Here is a 13,859-nt window from a genome sequence, read left to right on the forward strand (position 1 = left end):
CGCGGGGCATTGATCGATCTATGGCTCCGGTGCGAAAGGGTTCTCGGGTGATCACGGTGGACGGCACCGTGTACCGCTGGCGCGTCCGCAAACGCCCGTCCCGGCCGGCCCCGCTCTCCTTCGCGGTGCAGCAGGCCGACCGGCACGGCGCCGTGCTGATCGCCACCCTGCCGACGAGCGACGTCACCGAGTGGGTGGGCCCACCCGCTGCCCACGTGGTCCCGTCCATGGTCGCGGAGATGGTGCGGCGGGGGCGCGCCGAGGGCTGGCAGCCGGACCAGCCCGGCCCCACCGTCACCCTGCACATGAGCCAGGAGATCTGGGCCCAGTCCCCCACCCCCACCGCGACGCGCTGACCCGCACCCGCGCTCAATCCGTGCACGGGCGGCTCAATCCGTGCGGGGGCCGCTCAATCCGTGCAGGGGCGCTTGAACGCGGTGGCTTGCGGCCGGACGCGGAACAGCACGACGTGGCCGGCCGCATCGCGGAACTCCGCCTCGGTGGGCGAGATGATCTGCATGGTCCCGCTCTGTTCCGGGTTGTCCCACCCGGGTGGCGGATTCTCCTGGCCGTCGGAGAGCGGCGGGACAGCCTCGTAGTAGCGGCCGTCGAATTTCGTCTCCACGATGCCGCAGTGTGTACGCAGCACGAACGGCACCGCCTCGGACAGCGCGGTTGCTGTCGGCGCCACCTCCGGCGGCTCGGACCGCCCGCATCCGGCCGTGATCGCCACCATCACCACGACTGCCACCCACCCGCTGTGCCGTCTCATCCCACTCCCCCATCACCCCGGCCGCTTGCCGGGCACCCGATGGGACGTACGCCGCCCGCCGTCGGTTCCTGCCTCCCGATCACGCCGGTCAGTTGGCTCGTGGCCGTGGACACGTTGATCGTTGAGGTCTCGGGAGCAGGCCGAGCGATGATCTGACGACGCTGCTGGCGCGGGTTCGGCGCGAGTTCGGTGCGCGTTTCGTGCAAACAAAAAACGCCCGGACTAAGTCCGGGCGTTTCGCAAGGGTGGAGCTGAGGGGACTCGAACCCCTGACCCCCACACTGCCAGTGTGGTGCGCTACCAGCTGCGCCACAGCCCCTTGCCTGTGCCCCGCACTCCCTGGGCACAGCGGTAATAGTACACACCCCCGCCCCCGCCCTACGGAGGGGGTGTCAGGGCGCCGGGCCTGCAGGTCGACATGATCGTTCCGCCCCTGACGGGCGGGGGTGCGGATGCCTGGGCTGCGATACGGGTCGACGCCGGGGCGGCGAGCGGTTCGCGCCGTGTAGGTGAGGAGCCCGCCCATGAACGCACAGACGACAGCGACGAAGCAAGCGAAGAGCACGGCGGGTGCTCAGTTCAGGGACGGGTCCGGCGGGAAGTGGGCCACCGCGGCGAGGATGTCGCCCTGGCGACGCAGCACCATGGCCCACAGGTCGTCGGGGCGTTCGACGAAGGGGTCGCCGGGCAGGGCGTCGAAGACGAACCACGAGCCGGCGGCGATCTCCTCCTCCAGCTGACCGGCGGACCACCCGGAGTAGCCGGCGAAAACGCGGATGCCGGCGACGTCCTCCCGCATGCGGTCCGGGTCGGCGGAGAGGTCGAGGGTGCCGAGGGAGCCACTGACCGTGTGAAAACCGGTCACGCGCTTCTTCACCTCGGGTCGGGTGCGCGCCAGGCAGATGGCGGACTCGGGCTGCACCGGGCCGCCCTCGAACAGCACTGCCGGGTCGCCCGCCAGGTCACCCCAGTTGCCGAGGACCTCGGCGACCGGCACCTCGGTGGCCCGGTTCAGAACCACGCCGAGGGCGCCGCCGGTCTCGTGGGCGACCAGCAGCACGACCGTACGGTCGAAGTTCGGGTCCTTCAGCGTGGGTGTCGCGACGAGCAGCTGTCCGGTCATCGACTCCACCGACCGGCCTCCCACCCGCTGCCCCTCACCGAACACGTGCACACCGCCGTCCACTCGACGTAGCCATGCCTCGCACATTAGCCTGCGTTTCCGGCCATGGATAAGGTCTGGACATGAACCCGCCACCTACGGCAGCAGAGATCGGCGTCATCGGCGGATCAGGGCTGTACGCGCTTCTCGACAACGCCACGGAGCATGAGGTCATGACGCCGTACGGCGCGCCCTCGGACCGGATCACCGTGGCCGAGGTGGGTGGGCGCCGGGTGGCGTTCCTGCCCCGGCACGGGCGTGACCACCGCTTCCCGCCGCACCGGATCCCTTACCGTGCCAACATGTGGGCGCTGCGCTCGCTCGGGGTGCGGCAGATCGTCGCGCCGTGCGCGGTCGGCGGCCTGCGGCCGGAGCTGGGCCCCGGCACGTTCGTGGTGCCGGACCAGTTGATCGACCGGACGAGTGGCCGCGAGCAGACGTTCTACGACTCGGGCGCGGTGCACGTGTCGTTCGCCGACCCGTACTGTCCGGCGGGTCGTTCCGTGGTCCTGGATTCCGCCGAGCGGGTGAACGCGGTCGACGGCGGCACCATGGTCGTCGTCGAGGGTCCGCGTTTCTCCACCCGCGCCGAGTCACGCTGGTTCACCGCGATCGGCGGCACGATCGTGAACATGACCGGTCACCCGGAAGCGGTCCTGGCCCGCGAACTCGAGCTCTGCTACACCGCGATCGCGCTGGTGACCGACCTGGACGCGGGCGTCGAGGGAGACCACGGCGTCACCCACGAGGAGGTGTTCCGCGTCTTCGGCGAGAACACGGCGCGTCTGCGCGAGGTCCTCCTGGACGCGGTGGCGAAGCTGCCTGCCGAGCGTTCCTGCCCGTGCAAGGACGCCCTGGCGGGCATCAAACTGCCGATCCAACTGCCCTGAGGCGTACGGGGTCCCCCGCAACCGGACGGCGACGATCGCGCACCAAGCTCGTGATCCACGCCGTCCGGACCCGGCCGAACAGAACAGCGCAACCGCGAATGTCTACGAAAGGGACCGCTCTTGCGCAACGTTCTTCGCCGCTTCGCCCTGGCCGTCGTCCTCACCCCGGCCGCCATCAGCGCCGCCCTGCTGACCACGACCCCCGCCCAGGCCGCCCCCGCGAAGGCCAGCGAGACCGCCCTGCAGAACCAGATCAACCAGCTCATCAACACCGAACGCACCCAGCGCGGCTGCTCGGCGCTGAAGGTCAACGCGGCGCTCACCGCCGCCGCCCGCGGCCACTCCGCGTGGATGGCCCAGACCGGCAAGTTCTCCCACACCGGCCGCTCGAACTCCAACTTCGTGGCCCGGTCCAAGGCCGCCGGCTACACCAAGCCGTCCGCGGAGAACATCGCCTGGGGCTACCGCAGCGCCGCGCAGGTCGTCAACGGCTGGATGAAGAGCCCGGGTCACCGCACCAACATCCTCAACTGCAAGTCCAAGACCGTCGGCGTCGGCGTCGTCTTCAGCGCCAACGGCGCCCCGTACTACACCCAGGACTTCGGCTACTGAGCCCGTTATCCCTCCGATGGTCCCCAGCCAGGGGACTGCTCGCTCGATGCCGGGATGTTGATCTGCTGGCGCTACGAAATCGCTGTGATCATGGACCTGAAACCGCGATTTCGCATCGCTAGCAGATCAACAACGCCCCGCGGACCCACCGCAGCGAGGTCACGCCCGCCGCTTGACCACACCATCGGGACACCCGAGCAAGCGATGCCCCAGCCGATCCCCCTGCGGCTGGGGCATCGCCGTATGTCCGTACACCCGTCCGGGCCGGAGATCGCGCGGCACGACGGCGCCGGGCTGACCTTCTGGCTGGACGAGTCGACCGCACGGGTTTCAGCCTCACATGAGCCTGCTTCTCGCTCGACAAACCGGCCGATCGGCGGCCGAGGCTCGGGAACGACAACGGCGGCGCGGCCCTTGTGGGCCGTGCCGCCGTTCCAGGTGAACTCTTGCCGCTCTCGCGGCTTCGAGTGACCCCCACTGGGTGGAGGTGCCGGGAATCGAACCCGGGTCCTTCGTTGCTTTGTCAGGGCTTCTCCGAGCGCAGCTCACTGTGCCTCTACTCGGCCCTCCGGTTCACGTGAGCGAGACCGGATGACAGGCCCAGCCGTGTTTGATCTCGCCGCACGGTCCTCACGACTAGGACCGCTTGGCCAGCCTTCTAGCTGATGCCGACAGACCGGGTCGAAGGCGACCCCGGGTCGACAGACTTGCTACTTACCTCAGGCGGCAAGAGCGAAGTCAGCGCGGGAGTTATCCTTGGCGCTTATAAGTTTCCGACGACCGATTCTCGAGACGACGTCGGCTTCCTCGGCTCGCTTCCCCTGTCTCCACGTACGAAGTCGAAACCAGTCACCCCCTGGTATGTGTTGCACAGCTCGTCAATCTTAGCTCACCCGGCAGGTTCCGCCACCAACGGAGCAGCTTGCCGACCGTACGCTGTCGCCGCTGTCCTTGCCCGCCTGGAATCCGGCGATCAGGGACTTGCCGCCGCCGACGCTGCCGCTCATCGTGATGTAGTTGTCGTCGCCGTCGAACGAGGCGTTCCAGGCGCCCTGGACCCAGACGTCGTTGGCCGACGGGTAGCTGATCGTCACGGTGAAGTTCCTGGCGGCGGACCCGGAGTTGACCACTCGCACCGAGCCGATGAAGCCGTCCCGCCAGCTCGCCGTGGTGCTGTAGGTGACGGCCAGGTCGTTCGCGGGCTGCGGTGCGGCGGTCGTCCTCGTCGGCTTCGGCGCGGCGGGCGCCGGTGTCGTCCTGGCCGGCGCCGGTGACGCGGGCCGGCTCGACGCGGACGGCACCGCCGAGCCCGGGACGGACGGCGACGCGGACGCCGGTGCGGAGGGCGACGCCGAGAGCGAAGCCGAGACCGAGGGTGACGGCGAGGCCGACGCGGAAGCCGAGGGCGACGCCGACGCGGAAGCCGAGGGCGACGGGGAGAGCGAGCCCGACACCCAGGCCGGTTCGGATGGGATCAGCAGGTTCTCCACCTGCTGGACGGGCTGGACGAGCTGCGGGTCACCGTCCTCCGCGGCGGCCGGGCCACCGGCGCGGACGGCGATCCAGCCGACCAGGAGTACGAGGACGACAGCGGCTGACCCGAGGATGAGTCGTGCCGGAGTGAACCTGCGTTCGGCATGCTTGGGCAACGGCCGGCTCTCCTCGACAGCGGGGTGATCAACAAAACCGGGCGGGGCAGAATACCCCGTCAGTCCATGCCCTTGGCACGGCGGCCCATCGCCCGGTTGATCTCCCGCTGCGCGTCACGCGCGGCCAGGTCGTTGCGCTTGTCGTAGCTCTTCTTACCCTTGGCGACGCCGATCTCGACCTTGGCGTAGCCGTTCTGGAAGTAGACCGAGAGCGGCACCAGCGTGACACCGTCGTCGCGCAGCTTGCCGAGCACCTTGTGGATCTCCTCGCGGTGCAGCAGCAGCTTGCGGACCCGGCGCGGCTCGTGGTTGGTCCAGGTGCCCTGCGTGTACTCCGGGATGTGCAGCCCGTGCAGGAACAGCTCGCCGTTCTTCTCGTGGCCGAACGCGTCGACAAGCGACGCACGCCCGGCGCGCAACGACTTCACCTCGGTGCCGGTGAGGACCATCCCGGCCTCGTACGTGTCCAGGATGGTGTAGTCGTGGTACGCCTTGCGGTTGGAGGCAACCGGCTTACGCCCCTGTTCGCGCGGCATGACCGTCGACCTCCTCTATCAATGATGGTGGAACCGATCAATCGTACCCGGGCGCTCAGCAAAGGCATCCGGGCAGGTAGTTGAGCGGGTTGCGGGGCACGCCGCCGAACCGGGTCTCGAAGTGCAGGTGCGCTCCGGTGGACGCGCCGGTGGACCCGACTTTGCCGATCACCTGGCCGCGGCGGACGGCGGAGCCGGGGCGGACGTACATCCGGGACTGGTGGGCGTAACAGGTGGTGAAGCCGTACCCGCCGAGTTTGCCGTGGTTGATGCAGGTGTAGTTGCCGTAGCCGCCGTACCACCCGGCCCGGATGACCCGCCCGGAGGCGGCCGCCCGGATCGCGGAGCCGGAGCCCGCCGCGAAGTCGGTGCCGGCGTGCAGTTGCCAGACCCGGTAGTAGGGGTCGTACCGGTTGCCGTAGTCGCTGCTCTTCCAGCCGCGCACCGGCATGGTGAGCCGGCCGCCGCCGTACCGTCCGGTGAACCGGCCGCCGCGGGCCTCCCAGCCACGCAGCGACGCCTGCACCCGGCGTTCGGCGGCGAGGGCGGCCCGGTACTGCGCGAGGACTGTGGCGCGCTGGGACTGCGCCGCACTGAGGGCGGTCTTGCGCGCCAGGACCAGGTGGTACATCGCCCGGCGGGCCCGCTCGGCGGCGGCCTGCGCGGTCTGCGCGGCGCGCAGCTTGTCGAGCGCGATCCGTTCGAAGTTCTCCGCGGCGCGCTTCGCGGCTCCGGCGCGGTCCTGGGCGGCGCGAGCTTCCCGGCGAGCACCGACGAGGGTACGGACCTCCGCCTGCTCATGATCCATCAGCTGCTCGACGAGTCCCATCCGGTCGAGCATGTCCTGCGGGCCGGCCGCGGTGACGAGCACGTTGAGCCGTGCGAACGTGCTGCCCATGTAGCTGGTGGCGGCGATTCGGTCGACCCGGTCCCGCGCCTCGCGCACCCGCTGCGCGGCGGTGGCGTAGTAGTCGGCGACCCGCTTGTACTCGGCGCGGGCGCGGTCGGCCTGCCTGCGGGTGGTGTTCGCCTCGACCTTCGTCGCGACGACGGCGCCGCGGGTGGTGGCGACCCGGCGCTGCGCGACGGGCATGGCCGCGGTGGCGGCGGCGAGCCGGCGGGCCGCCGCCTGTGCGGTGGCGCTCGCGTGTTCCAGGAGCGCCTCGGCGCGGCGGACCGCCCGGGCGGCGTCGTCACTCCGGTCCGCGGCGGCTCCCCGCTTCGCCGGAGCGGCCGCCACCATGGGCCGGCCGGCCTGCGCCGGTGCCTCGGCGAAGGTGACCAGACACAGGCAAACGGCCAGCAGGGCAGTGGAACGGCGATTCCTCACGGGGAGTCACCGTACCCCCACTAATCGCCCCAGAAGCCGCAAAACGCGCGACGGCCGCGACCCCGTGCGGGGGTCGCGGCCGTCGGGTCGCGTGCGTCCTTCGATGCGCGTGAAGGCGTCAGACCTTGAGGTAGAACCGCAGCGTGACCCACGCGGTAACCGCGCTGACCAGGGCGCCGACACCGGCGAGCAACGGCAGCATGAGCCAGACGTTGCTGTTCGGGATGGGCGTCAGGATCGTGGTCAGGGCCTGGAGCTTGTTGTCGAGCAGAACCACCTTGCCGATGAACAGCGCGACGAAGCCCAGGACCGCACCGACCAAGCCGGCGACCACCGCCTCCAGCACGAACGGTGCTTGGATGAACCAGTTCGATGCACCGACAAGCTTCATCACCGCGACCTCGCGGCGTTTGCTGTAGGCGGCGACCTGGATGGTGTTGCCGACCAGCAGCAACGCGGCGAAGGCCATCACCGCCGCGACCACCAGGGACATCACCTGGATCGAGTTGAAGATCTTGAAGACCTTCTCGAGCAGGGTACGTTGATCGATGATCTGCCGGACGCCGGACAGACTCTCGATCTCCTTGGCGAAGTCGTCGTACTTCTCCGGGTCCGTCAGCTTCACCCGGTACGACTCCGGAAGGCTGCTCGAACTGATCGAGTTGACGAAGTCGGGCGAGTCCTCCCAGAGCACCTTGAAGCGCTCGAAGGCCTGCTCTTTGCTCTCGTACGTCTTCTGGCGAACCAGCGGGTTGCTGTCGATCGCCTGATCGATCGCTGCCTTCTGGGCCTCGTCGACGTCGTCGTTCAGGAAGATCGAGACTTCGATCTCGCCGTAGTAGAAGGTCTTCATGCGGTCGACCTGCATGTACATGAGCACGCTTGCGCCCAGCATGGTCAACGAGACCGACATGGTGATGATCATGGCGACCGTCATGGTGACGTTTCGCCACAGGCCCACCAAGACCTCGTTGAGGACGTACTTCACGCGCATCGGGGGGATCCTTCCAGGACTCCGCGCTTTCCTGCGTCAGCTTTCGGTACGTGCACGGAGCCGGGCCTAGCCGTAGACACCGCGGGCCTGGTCACGGACGATCCGTCCGCTTTCGATCTCGATGACCCGCCGGCGCATCTGGTTGACGATGTTGGAGTCGTGCGTGACCATCACGACGGTCGTGCCGGTCCGGTTGATGCGGTCGAGCAGTCGCATGATCTCGATCGACGTGTCCGGGTCGAGGTTACCGGTGGGCTCGTCCGCCAGGAGGATCAGCGGACGGTTCACGAACGCCCGCGCCACCGCGACACGCTGCTGCTCACCACCGGAGAGCTCGTGCGGGTAACGGTGCTCCTTGCCGCCGAGGCCGACCAGCTCGAGCACCTCGGGCACGACGCGCCGGGCGACGGCCTTCGTCTTGCCGATCACCTCGAGGGCGAACGCGACGTTCTCGTACGCCGTGCGGTTGGGCAGCAGCCTGAAGTCCTGGAAGACGCACCCGATCGAGCGGCGGAAGTGCGGGATCTTCCAGGAGCGGAGCGAGGTCACGTCCTTGGCGTTCACCACCACCTTGCCGCTGGTCGGAGCGACCTCTTTCAGCAGCAGCTTGATGATCGTCGACTTACCGGAACCGGAGGGGCCGATGAAGAAGACGAACTCGCCCTTCTCGATGCCGACGCTGACATTGTCCAACGACGGCCGAGACGCCTTCGGATACGTCTTCGTCACGTTCTCGAGCTGAATCACGGGACAGGAGTCTACGCGGTGTAACGAAATCGCCAAGCCTGCCGGGGGCCGGAATATTTACCACCTGCAGTAACGGCAAACCTGGGCACTCCTCGCCTGACCCAGCGTTCAGGCGAGGTAGCGCTCAGTCACCGAGTCGGGTCAGGCGCTCATCTGGTTCTGCTTGCGCCACCGGATGCCCGCCTCGATGAAGCCGTCCAGATCGCCGTCGAAGACCGACGTCGGGTTACCGACCTCGAACTCGGTGCGCAGGTCCTTCACCATCTGGTAGGGGTGCAGGACGTACGAACGCATCTGGTCGCCCCACGATCCGGTGGTGTCCTGCTTCAGGCCGGCCATCTTGGCCTCCTCCTCCTGGCGCTTGCGCTCCAGCAGACGGGCCTGAAGAACACGCATCGCGGACGCCTTGTTCTGCAGCTGGGACTTCTCGTTCTGACACGTCACCACGATGTTGGTCGGAATATGCGTCAGGCGCACGGCCGAGTCGGTCGTGTTCACGCTCTGCCCACCGGGGCCGGACGAGCGGTAGACGTCGACGCGGATCTCGTTCTCCGGGATGTCGATGTGGTCGGTCTGCTCCACCACCGGCATCACCTCGACACCGGCGAAGCTGGTCTGGCGGCGGCCCTGGTTGTCGAACGGGCTGATCCGGACCAGGCGGTGGGTGCCCGACTCCACGCTGAGGGTGCCGAACGCGTACGGCACCTTGACCGTGAAGGTGGCGGATTTGAGGCCGGCCTCCTCCGCGTACGACGTCTCGTAGACCTCGGTCGGGTAGCCGTGCCGCTCCGCCCACCGCAGGTACATCCGCATGAGCATCTCGGCGAAGTCGGCGGCGTCCACGCCACCGGCGCCGGCCCGGATGGCCACCAGTGCCTCCCGGGAGTCGTACTCACCGGAGAGGAGGGTGCGGACCTCCATCTCCTCGATCGACTTCGTCAGGGTGGTGATCTCGTCACCCACCTCGGCGATCGAGCCGGCGTCCCCCTCCGCCTCGGCCATCTCCAGGAGCAGCGCCGCGTCGTCGAGACGCGACCGCAGGCGCTCCAGCTTGGAGATCTCTCCCGAGACATAGGAGAGGCGGCTGTTGACCTCCTGCGCGCGCGCCTGGTCGTCCCAGAGGTCCGGGGCGGAGGCCTGCTCCTCCAGCTCCGCCTTGTCGCGGCGCAGCCGGTCCACGTCGATGACGGTCTCGATGTTGCGGAGGGTGGCGTCGAGGACTTTGAGTTGCTCAGGGAAGTCGGCAGCGGTCACGACACCCAAGACTACGCCGCCCGGCCAGAAAGCTGGCCGGGCAGGTCGTATATCAGCTCGTCGGCACGGCCTTGAGCCACGTGAGCGCGGCCTTGTGGTAGGCCACGGCGAACTCGAGGGCCGCCGCACCGTACGGGTCGCCGTTCTTCTTCGCCTCCTTGGCCTGCTCCTTCGCCATGGCGAGAGCCTCCGAGTGGTACTGGTTGGCGTTGCTGTAGAGAGCCTCCAGCTGGTCGCCGCTGTGCTGCTGCCCGAAGGCGACCCGGAGCGCCACCGGGTTGCGCAGCGCGTCACGGCCCGGCGTCTCGGCGAGCCAGCGGCCGAAGGCGCGCTTGCCGGACGCCGTGATGGCGTAGGGCTGGCTGGACCGAGGGCCCGGCTTACCGAGGCGGACATAACCCATTTCGGCCAGTACGGGTAATTCGCGGTAGACCTGGCTCCGCGTCATCGACCAGTAGGGCCCGAGGCGGCGTTCGGCAGCCGCCATCAGCTGACCGCCGGTCATCGGACCCTCGTGGAGGAGTCCGAGGAGGGCAGCCGCCGTCGGATTGATTTGGAAGTCGGGCATGCCTAATAAGCTGCCACTTTGTCGCGCCGACGTCCAGGATTTCGCCTGATCCGTCCAGTTTGCGCCTCCACTTGCGACTGTCCCGGACAGACAGTCCGACAACGAGCGTGCAGACACCGCGTTTTGCCGTTCGGAGCGTGATTGACCAGGTAAAATGGTCCAGCGAATCGGTCAGACGACGCGTGCGAGGCAGGAAGTACCACAAAACGGGCAAGGCGCGCATGCAAGAAGCGACAATCCAGCCGCGCGCCGCCCTAACGGGGACTAATGGCTCACCCACCCCGGTGAAGTCCCGCCGGGACCACCGGGGTGTCGTCCCGCGACCGCCGAACCACCCCTGCCGGACCCATCGGCGGCCGCTCCGGGCACCGCAGGTTCGCCGGTTACCCTGACCTCCATGACCGACCGTCACACCGCCCCGGAGAGCGTCGAGGAGTCGCGGCTCACCGTGGCACTGATCTCCGCCGCCGCCCTCGCCTGGACGGCCGCGATGATCTGGTCCGCCCGGGTCACCATCACCGGCCGCGCGAGCGCCGAGATGGAGGTGACCTCGACGGCGTATGCGCTGCCCGGCGCCGTCTCCGCCGCGCTCGTCGCCGGCGCCGCCGTGGCCCTGCTCGTGCTGACGACGATCGGTCTCCGCCGTCCGCTCGGCGCCAGCGTCCGGTTCGCCGTCGCGACCGGCGCCGGCCTGCTCGTCGGCGTGCTCAGCGCCATCCCGATCATCACGATCAACACGCTGGGCACGATCTACGCCGTGGTCGGTGGCACCGTCGCGGCCGCCGCCACCATCGGCGGCGCGCTGGCCGGGTTCCGGATCCCGCCGGTCATCGCGGCCGCCGCTGCCGCCTCGGTCGGCGTGTTCGTGATCGGCTTCGCGCTCAACCTGTTCCAGGCTCCGGTGCTCGAACTGCTCGGTGCCGGCGACACCGAGTCGTCGGCGAACGCGGCACAGTGGTTCTCCTACGGCCAGTCAGCTGTCAGTGGTCTCGCCGCCGGGCTGATCGCCTACGCCCTGCTGCGCCGGGCCCGCCGCCACGCCGACGGCACCGACGTGCGGTGGCCGCTCTACGCGCTCGCCGGCGCCGGCCCCGGCCTGGTCACGGTGATCGGCGAGATCCTGTCCCGGACCGCCGGGTCCGAGGTCCTCGAACTGGCCGGCAAGGTCAGCCCGCTCGACCAGCTGGCGCAGCAGATCCTCAGCACCGCGCGGCTCAACAGTGGTCTCGTCGTGATCTTCGTCGGCGCCATGACCGCGATGCTCGCCGTCGGGCGCACCATCACCCCCAAGCCGACCGAGCACGAGGACGACGAGGACGAGCCCGCCGAGGAGGGCGAACCTCAGGTCAGCTCGTCCAACTCCGAGACGGCGTACCACTCCAACTCGTGATCCTCGGCGCTGTCGACGGTGAACTGGGCGTCCGGGTCACCGGCCAGCGCCTCCTCCACCACGTCGGCGGCGGCCGCGACCACCTCGGCCGCGTCGGTGCCGTCCACATGGATGCTGGCGACGTCCTTCAACGCGATCGGCGCAGGCAGCCGGACCGTGCTGGACCCCAGCTCGGTGTCCTCCCGGACCAGCGTGGAGCCGGGCACGTCGGCCGAGACCACGACACGGCGGCGGGGCGCGGCCGGGTCGTGCCGCAGCAGTTGCAGGGCACCCTGTGCGGCGCGGGTGAAGGCGACGTACTCCAGCTCCTCCTCGTCGCCCTCCGCGTACCACTCCCGCAGCCCCGGCGTCACCGCGTGCGCGACCACCGCTGACTCCCCCAGCTGCCCGGTGCTCCGCAGGGCCGCCAGCAGCGGCACGGTGGCCGGCACGTAAACCCGGACCAGGTCGGTGATCGCCACGTCTTCCTCCTGCGTTCGCGTCCCGGTCAGTACACCGCCGCCGCGGTCCGGGAAGGCCCCATTTCACCAGGCGTCTCCGAATCGTGGCGACCCGGGACCGCCAACGGCCGCAAACGGTGGCAAACTCAGGCCATGGAGCCCCGATTCCTCCTGCTGGGCGACGTCGCATCCGAACTGAACGTGTCGGACTCGCAGGTCTACCACATGGTGCGCAGCGGCGAGCTGCCCGCGATCAAGATCGGTGGGCGCGGTCAGTGGCGCGTGGAACGCACCAAGCTCGAGGAATACATCAAGCACAAGTACGACGAGACGGCCGCCTGGGTCAAGGACAACCCACTCACGGAGCGCGAGCCGGACTGACGGTTTTGCCCCTTCCCCCGCATCGCAGCCGGGACATTGACCCCAGCGTCGCCGTTGACGAACACTGTCGAAGGCAAACGGAGGCAAACGCAACGAGCGGGGGGTTCGCGATGCAGTCCACCATCCATCTACGCCCGGTGCCCCGTTACGAGCCACCGTTCGACGACGAACTCGAGCCTCAGGTGTGGAGCCCGCCGCGGCAGCTGGCTCTGGACTGGAGCGTCCCCGCGCTCCCTTCGCCGGCCTCGTCCGCGCCCTCCCCGCCCTCTACCTCCTCTCCCGCTTCGTCCCCCGGTTCACCTTCGTCCCCCGGTTCGCCTCCGCCCCCTGGTTCGCCGCCTTCCACGGAGCGGCCCGCGGTCGCCGGCGCCTCCGGTGACGCACGGCTGGCCGTCCGGCGCTTCGTGCACCTCTGCGTCGAAGTGCTCAACGGCTTCCGCCCGGCCGGCCACCTCCGCCGGCTCAGCCGCCCCACCGACGCCGCCGACGTGGTGAACGCCGGCCTGGCCGGCGCCCGCTGGGTCACCGCCCTGCGCAAAACCCACCGCGAGGGCGGCCGCCGCCCCCGCCGCCCCGCCGCCGTCGCCGTGCTCCGCGTCAGGTTGTGCGAGCCCCGCCCCGGCGCCGTCGAGGCCGCCGTGGTGCTGGTGACCGGCGAGCGGACGTGGGCGCTGGCCCTCCGCATGGAGCTGCACCAGCAGAGCTGGGTGGTGACCACCCTGCGCATAATCTGAGCCACCCGCCAGCCGTCCTTGCCCGGGCAGCACCACAAACCTTGAGCACGCCACACCCGGGCGCGGAGTTTCCGAGCACGCCACACCCGGGCGCGGAGTTTCCGAGCACGCCACATCGGCGCGAACTCCAAGCTCACCGCGTCCCAGTGTCGCGGCGAACCCGGCACGCCCAGTGCTGCGGCGAACCCGGCGCGGGTAAGCCCAGCACGGCGGCAAATCCCCCGGGGCGCCCGGTGAGCAGCACAGGCGGCGGGCGTCCCGGGCTTTGCATCGCGGCCGCGAGCCTCCGACGCCACCTTGCAGTCGTCCCAGGCCCTGCGGGCAACTACGACGGCGGCCCTTCAGCGCCTGGTGGTCGGCACACATCCGGCGGTCGACCGGGGCCGGCCCTCCCTCGCCC

The 13,859-nt window shown here is 69.3% G+C and carries 17 protein-coding genes, 1 tRNA gene and 1 other RNA gene; 7 read left to right on the top strand and 12 right to left on the bottom strand.

The window, feature by feature from the left end; all coding sequences use genetic code 11:
* Positions 1 to 47 precede the first annotated feature (47 nt).
* Positions 48 to 356: a hypothetical protein gene (locus tag LPA41_RS18880; protein WP_229071959.1), complete on the top strand. Its 309-nt coding sequence runs from the start codon at positions 48 to 50 to the stop codon at positions 354 to 356.
* Between the two features lie 53 nt (positions 357 to 409).
* On the opposite strand, the gene LPA41_RS18885 is transcribed toward LPA41_RS18880, so the two are convergent.
* The 3 genes from LPA41_RS18885 to LPA41_RS18895 form a co-directional block, all read right to left on the bottom strand.
* A complete protein-coding gene (locus tag LPA41_RS18885; RefSeq protein WP_229071960.1) occupies positions 410 to 772 on the bottom strand; it encodes a hypothetical protein in 363 nt (120 codons plus the stop codon).
* A gap of 246 nt (positions 773 to 1,018) precedes the next feature.
* Positions 1,019 to 1,091, bottom strand: a tRNA-Ala gene (locus LPA41_RS18890).
* A 255-nt stretch (positions 1,092 to 1,346) separates the two neighbouring features.
* Complete coding sequence (locus LPA41_RS18895; protein WP_229071961.1) at positions 1,347 to 1,895, bottom strand: YqgE/AlgH family protein; 549 nt, start codon at positions 1,893 to 1,895, stop codon at positions 1,347 to 1,349.
* Positions 1,896 to 2,017: 122 nt separating this feature from the next.
* On the opposite strand from LPA41_RS18895, the gene LPA41_RS18900 reads away from it, so the two are divergent.
* Positions 2,018 to 2,824 carry an S-methyl-5'-thioadenosine phosphorylase gene (locus LPA41_RS18900; RefSeq protein WP_229071962.1) on the top strand — a complete coding sequence of 269 codons (807 nt, stop codon included), beginning with the start codon at positions 2,018 to 2,020 and terminating at the stop codon, positions 2,822 to 2,824.
* Positions 2,825 to 2,944: 120 nt separating this feature from the next.
* Entirely contained in the window at positions 2,945 to 3,436 is a 492-nt protein-coding gene (locus LPA41_RS18905; protein WP_229071963.1) for a CAP domain-containing protein, read from the top strand.
* 479 nt (positions 3,437 to 3,915) lie between these two features.
* On the opposite strand, the gene ssrA is transcribed toward LPA41_RS18905, so the two are convergent.
* Together ssrA and LPA41_RS43010 are read right to left on the bottom strand one after the other, a co-directional pair.
* Positions 3,916 to 4,293: a transfer-messenger RNA gene (gene ssrA, locus LPA41_RS18910) on the bottom strand.
* A 27-nt stretch (positions 4,294 to 4,320) separates the two neighbouring features.
* Entirely contained in the window at positions 4,321 to 4,572 is a 252-nt protein-coding gene (locus tag LPA41_RS43010; RefSeq protein ID WP_229071964.1) for a hypothetical protein, read from the bottom strand.
* 43 nt (positions 4,573 to 4,615) lie between these two features.
* Here LPA41_RS43010 and LPA41_RS43015 point away from each other — a divergent pair, with 43 nt between their 5' ends.
* The gene (locus LPA41_RS43015; RefSeq protein ID WP_229071965.1) at positions 4,616 to 5,113 is read left to right on the top strand and encodes an MSCRAMM family adhesin SdrC; all 498 of its coding nucleotides are present in this window, start codon (positions 4,616 to 4,618) and stop codon (positions 5,111 to 5,113) included.
* A gap of 31 nt (positions 5,114 to 5,144) precedes the next feature.
* On the opposite strand, the gene smpB is transcribed toward LPA41_RS43015, so the two are convergent.
* From smpB to LPA41_RS18950, 6 genes are all read right to left on the bottom strand, one after another.
* Complete coding sequence (smpB, locus tag LPA41_RS18925; RefSeq protein ID WP_229071966.1) at positions 5,145 to 5,621, bottom strand: SsrA-binding protein SmpB; 477 nt, start codon at positions 5,619 to 5,621, stop codon at positions 5,145 to 5,147.
* Between the two features lie 55 nt (positions 5,622 to 5,676).
* Positions 5,677 to 6,951: a M23 family metallopeptidase gene (locus LPA41_RS18930; protein WP_229071967.1), complete on the bottom strand. Its 1,275-nt coding sequence runs from the start codon at positions 6,949 to 6,951 to the stop codon at positions 5,677 to 5,679.
* 118 nt (positions 6,952 to 7,069) lie between these two features.
* Positions 7,070 to 7,945, bottom strand: a complete 876-nt coding sequence (gene ftsX / locus LPA41_RS18935) for a permease-like cell division protein FtsX (RefSeq protein ID WP_229071968.1) — start codon at positions 7,943 to 7,945, stop codon at positions 7,070 to 7,072.
* 66 nt (positions 7,946 to 8,011) lie between these two features.
* The gene (gene ftsE / locus LPA41_RS18940) at positions 8,012 to 8,692 is read right to left on the bottom strand and encodes a cell division ATP-binding protein FtsE (RefSeq protein ID WP_111648294.1); all 681 of its coding nucleotides are present in this window, start codon (positions 8,690 to 8,692) and stop codon (positions 8,012 to 8,014) included.
* A gap of 141 nt (positions 8,693 to 8,833) precedes the next feature.
* On the bottom strand, positions 8,834 to 9,946 hold the full coding sequence (prfB, locus tag LPA41_RS18945) for a peptide chain release factor 2 (RefSeq protein WP_229071969.1): 1,113 nt from the start codon (positions 9,944 to 9,946) through the stop codon (positions 8,834 to 8,836).
* Between the two features lie 52 nt (positions 9,947 to 9,998).
* The gene (locus LPA41_RS18950) at positions 9,999 to 10,514 is read right to left on the bottom strand and encodes a PadR family transcriptional regulator (protein ID WP_229071970.1); all 516 of its coding nucleotides are present in this window, start codon (positions 10,512 to 10,514) and stop codon (positions 9,999 to 10,001) included.
* Between the two features lie 397 nt (positions 10,515 to 10,911).
* Here LPA41_RS18950 and LPA41_RS18955 point away from each other — a divergent pair, with 397 nt between their 5' ends.
* Positions 10,912 to 11,904, top strand: a complete 993-nt coding sequence (locus LPA41_RS18955; RefSeq protein WP_229071971.1) for a hypothetical protein — start codon at positions 10,912 to 10,914, stop codon at positions 11,902 to 11,904.
* Here the strand turns inward: LPA41_RS18955 and LPA41_RS18960 are convergent.
* Positions 11,856 to 12,359: a hypothetical protein gene (locus LPA41_RS18960; RefSeq protein WP_229072121.1), complete on the bottom strand. Its 504-nt coding sequence runs from the start codon at positions 12,357 to 12,359 to the stop codon at positions 11,856 to 11,858. The two genes, LPA41_RS18955 and LPA41_RS18960, sit on opposite strands and share 49 nt — an antisense overlap.
* 138 nt (positions 12,360 to 12,497) lie before the next feature.
* Here LPA41_RS18960 and LPA41_RS18965 point away from each other — a divergent pair, with 138 nt between their 5' ends.
* Both LPA41_RS18965 and LPA41_RS18970 read left to right on the top strand, forming a co-directional pair.
* Positions 12,498 to 12,725, top strand: coding sequence for a helix-turn-helix domain-containing protein (locus tag LPA41_RS18965; RefSeq protein WP_229071972.1), 228 nt, complete (start codon positions 12,498 to 12,500; stop codon positions 12,723 to 12,725).
* A 110-nt stretch (positions 12,726 to 12,835) separates the two neighbouring features.
* The gene (locus LPA41_RS18970) at positions 12,836 to 13,459 is read left to right on the top strand and encodes an Rv3235 family protein (protein WP_229071973.1); all 624 of its coding nucleotides are present in this window, start codon (positions 12,836 to 12,838) and stop codon (positions 13,457 to 13,459) included.
* The last annotated feature ends 400 nt before the right edge of the window (positions 13,460 to 13,859 follow it).

This window comes from Actinoplanes sp. DH11 (genome assembly GCF_020873875.1).
Classification (GTDB): Bacteria; Actinomycetota; Actinomycetes; order Mycobacteriales; family Micromonosporaceae; genus Actinoplanes.